This window comes from Helicobacter sp. MIT 14-3879 (assembly GCF_003364125.1).
The window spans coordinates 1-4,189 of the sequence record NZ_NXLP01000092.1; the positions used below are offsets into that span (position 1 = coordinate 1).

Below are 4,189 nucleotides of genomic sequence, written 5' to 3' on the forward strand. Positions count from 1 at the left end.
ATTCTACTTGATACTTTAAAACAAGATTTAAGAAATATGAATGAGATTTTTAAGATAAGAAACGAGTTAAGAAAAGAGAAGATTAAGATTAATATGGAGAGTAAAGAAATAGAATCTTTACTACCTCAATATAAATATTTGCTTGATGAAAAAGGCAAGTTTATTGCTAACAAACAATCCTCTCATTCTATTACAGCACAAACACAAGAAGCAATAGATTTAAAATTAGTTAAGGAAGCTAAAGAATCCTTACAGGCAAAGCAAGATTCTAAAGAGACGCAACATTATATGGCAATACTTGAAAATCACATCAAGAGTATTCAAAATGCCAATATTGAATTAAGAGACTTTGTTGGTAAAGAAAAAATAGAAGATAAAATAGCAATTTTACAACAAAATCAAGAGAATATTTTAAACGCACAAAGAAGCAGAGGTGTATTATAAAGTGTTAATATTTGCATATTTACTTTTTTTAAATATAATTACAAAATAATTACTTTATTTAAAGGGTAGGTGATGACAAAGTTAGTAAAAATTGGCAACTCTTATGGTGTTCGCATACCAAAAGTTTTTATAAAAAAAGCTCATTTAGAAGATTCTATTATTGATTTTCAATTATTAAAAAATGGACTTTTATTAAGTCCAAGCAAAGCACATCGTTTAAATTGGAATAGTGCAACACTCAAAAATAAGGCAAAGCAAGAAGAAAATGTGCAAGCTATAAGTTCTTTACAAAAAGACTTTCTTTATAAAGATTTAAAAGATTGGGATTGGTAAATTGAAGCAGTTTGAAATTTTTTGGATAGATTTAAATCCAACTAGGTGTTTTGAAATTGTAAAAAAAAGACCTTGTGTCATCATTTCACCTAATGAATTAAATTATTTACAAACTCGTTTGGTTGCACCTATTACTTCAAAAGGATTTGATTCCCCATTTAGAGTAAGCTTTGAGCTTGAAGGGAAAAGGGCTAGAATCTTATGTGACCAAATTTGTTGTGTGAGTGTAGATAGATTCTTAAATAAAATTTGTGATTTAGAATCTAAAAAACAAGAAGTCTTAAAAAATATTCTTTTAGAAATGTTTAGTTAGATAAAGGAGAAAATAATGCTAGGAACTAGATTTGAGCTTGATGAAGAAAAGATTTTAAGAGAGGGAGAATATGATTTAGAAACGATATATGCAAAAATAGAAGAACTTGCCATAAAAAGAGCAGGTTTAAGCAAAGTTTCTAAAAATCATTATGAATTTAGAGGCACAAAGAATGCTCAAGCACATTTAGGAATTTTAGTGTTTAATTGTTTGCGTAAATGCGAGTGGTTTACTAGAAATGTTAAAACTTGGTATTGGTTAGATGATAGATATGGAAAAGATTATGCAGAAGATATTATAGAAAAATCTAAAATAAACAATAAAGGAGTATGGGCGTGAGTGAAGAGAAAAAACTCAAATCCATAGCCTTTGACTTAGATACCAAAGCACTACAAAAGCATTATATTAAAGGAGATTGGCATAATGCTTATAACGATATAGAAGCTTTTTTAAATAAACAAAGTTTTAATCATACACAGGGTTCTGTGTATGATTCTACAACTAAATTTAGTGATTATGAATTGGGTGATTTAATCGATAAGATGTGCGATGAATTTGATTGGTTTCCTCAAAGTGTTAAAAGCATTAGAGGCTATGACCAACCTTTAATGATTGATTACACACAACAAGTAAAAGATAAGATAACACTACAAGAACTAAGCCTTAAAAATTTAAAAATAAAAAGGAAAACAATAAAATAAAGGAAATATTATGTTAAATCTTAGTTTAAGAAAAGTAGATTTCAATGAACTCAAAATAGAAGATATTTCAAAACGAGCTATTTTAGATACTTTAGAAAAATTTTGGACAAAATCACAAAATGAATACATAGATTTTTTAGAAAAAAATGCTATTAATTTTCATAAAAATTTCTCTTCCATTGCAGAGCTTAAAGAAGATATAAGTAGAAATATAAAGATTCTTAATAAAATTGCTGAAGAGGGAATAGAAAATAGCTTTGATTTTAAAAGTATTAATTTCTTAAAATCAAAGAATTTAAAAGAGATTAATGATTATGAATTTTTTAAATTTAGTATTGATTTAAGAGATATTGCAAATCAAGATACTAAAGAGCTTATCAAGGATATATTTTTAGAGACTAAAAGCGTTTCTTTGGTTGATTTTGTAGATGTAAGTGGGGATTCTTGTTCTCTTATCTATCATAAAAAGGGAGCATTCTATTACAACAATGAACCTTATATGTGTAATGCAAGAGAAAATATTTCAATGCTTGAAAATTATGAAGTGCCAAAGGATAATAATTTCATTGTAGCAAGATTCTTATTTGATTTAGCAAGTAAGCTTGATGACCACAATATCAGAGAGAGCTTTTGTATGAATTATGCTAATGGAGAGAAAAATATTAAATATATTGAAGAGATTATTCATTGGGGGACTTTGAATGCAGAGGAAAAAAGAGAACTTAAAGCAATGATAAAAGAACAAAAAGCATTAAGCGATGATTCAAAAGCTCAAGCAAAAAATGAATTAAAACTTGAAGCCAATGCTTCTAGGACTTCCTTAAAACAAGAGGATACTGAAACAGTATTACAAAAAGATAAAAGCATTAAACTCTATAATATTACTGATTTTGAAAAAGAGCAACAAGAAAAAGAAAAGACACTACATTCTGTTGATAATCTTAAAGAAAAGCATAATCAAACACAAGATAAAATTGAGAGTATTGTTGCAAAAAGTATTGAGCTTTATAAACAAAAAGAAATTGAAAAGACAAATTTTCGTTTGGAAAAAGCCCAAAAGGATTCTGCTAGTGCTTATAATGACTTAAGGGATTATCTCTACAATGGCTTAAGCATACTTGAGGCAATGAAGAATATCCAACAAAAATATCGCAATGAAGACACAATTAATTTTGCCTCTTTACTTTTTAGCAAAGATATTTTAAATCTAAGAAGCAAAGAAGAAGAGATTATAGCTTTAAATAAAGAAAAAGATGAACTTAGAAAAGAATGTGAAAATGTCTATAATGAGGTAGAAAAAAAAGAAGAAACAATAAGCAAATTAAAAGGCACTGTGCAAAAATATAATAATGAAATGCAAAAATATGAATATGAGGTAGAACAAGAATTTGAGGCTAAAATAAAAGCTATGGAAGAACAAATGAGCAATGAACTTGTAAAGCTACAAAAAGAGCAAGAAAAAATTATTAATGAATATGAAAGTGAGATTAAAGAGCTAGATTCTTTAAATGAAGAATTAACAAATGAAAATAAATCAATAAATGAGCAAAACTTTAAACTCAACTCACAAAAGACTTTCTTAGAGAATACTTTAAAAGAGCTTAAAGCTACAATGCAAACTAAAGAAGAACAGACAAATAAAGAATTTAAAAGGTTAATTGATGAAAATAAATCAATAAATGAACAAAATTTTAAACTCAACTCACAAAATACTCTCCTAGAGAATGCTTTAAAAGAAAACAAACAAGAGTTAGAATCCCTGCAAAAAGAGTTTAAAGAAAATCTTAGTCTTTCTGAAACTCACATAAAAGAGCTATATAAGATTCAAGCAAAGCTAGAAATATTTAATGATAAAGAAAATATATATAAAGAACAAATAGCAGAGCTTAAAAATAAAAATGTGGCTTTAGAGGAAAGATTAAACTCTGTATTTAATACTATGCTTGATAAACAAGATTCTCACCAAAATAAAGAATCATCACAAGAAAAGCCTAAAAGAAACTTAAGAAGCAGGGATATTTTAGGAGATGTAGAATAAATGCAATATATTCTAAAAAATAAAGATAAAGAAGTTTTGAGGTTTGAGGTTGTTACAAAAACAAAAGAATTTGAAAGTGGTAAGGGCTTTGTAGAATCTATTAGGAATGTTTTAATATATGATAAAATTTTGCCGCTTACAATAAATAAGAAAGAGTTAAGTAATAGCCTAAAATCTTTTATAGAAAATAGAAAAATTCCCTCAAATAGACAATTTGTTGAAAATGTTATTGCAACTTATAGTGAAAATGGTAAAGAATTGTTAATGGATTACATTGATATTTCCTTAGGACTTTCTTTAAATGATTCTTATTGGATTATTCCAGCTACTAAAGATTATCAATGGAGAGATTTTAATCTC

General features: G+C 27.0%; 5 protein-coding genes and 2 pseudogenes. All 7 read left to right on the forward strand.

Going from position 1 to position 4,189, the window contains the following annotated elements; translation table 11 throughout:
• Positions 1 to 444, forward strand: a pseudogene (locus CQA44_RS12740) (hypothetical protein); the annotation flags it as partial.
• Positions 445 to 516: 72 nt separating this feature from the next.
• Positions 517 to 777 carry an AbrB/MazE/SpoVT family DNA-binding domain-containing protein gene (locus CQA44_RS11360; RefSeq protein WP_115547330.1) on the forward strand — a complete coding sequence of 87 codons (261 nt, stop codon included), beginning with the start codon at positions 517 to 519 and terminating at the stop codon, positions 775 to 777.
• 1 nt (position 778) lies between these two features.
• Positions 779 to 1,090 (forward strand): type II toxin-antitoxin system PemK/MazF family toxin, encoded by a 312-nt coding sequence (locus CQA44_RS11365; RefSeq protein ID WP_115547331.1) that lies wholly within the window; start codon positions 779 to 781, stop codon positions 1,088 to 1,090.
• A 15-nt stretch (positions 1,091 to 1,105) separates the two neighbouring features.
• Positions 1,106 to 1,429 carry a hypothetical protein gene (locus CQA44_RS11370; RefSeq protein ID WP_115547332.1) on the forward strand — a complete coding sequence of 108 codons (324 nt, stop codon included), beginning with the start codon at positions 1,106 to 1,108 and terminating at the stop codon, positions 1,427 to 1,429.
• Positions 1,420 to 1,791 (forward strand): VapD, encoded by a 372-nt coding sequence (locus tag CQA44_RS11375; protein WP_115547333.1) that lies wholly within the window; start codon positions 1,420 to 1,422, stop codon positions 1,789 to 1,791. Before CQA44_RS11370 ends, CQA44_RS11375 begins: the two co-directional genes overlap by 10 nt.
• Before the next feature lie 10 nt (positions 1,792 to 1,801).
• Positions 1,802 to 3,829, forward strand: coding sequence for a hypothetical protein (locus CQA44_RS11380; protein WP_115547334.1), 2,028 nt, complete (start codon positions 1,802 to 1,804; stop codon positions 3,827 to 3,829).
• Positions 3,830 to 4,189: pseudogene (locus tag CQA44_RS11385) on the forward strand (transcriptional regulator); the annotation flags it as partial.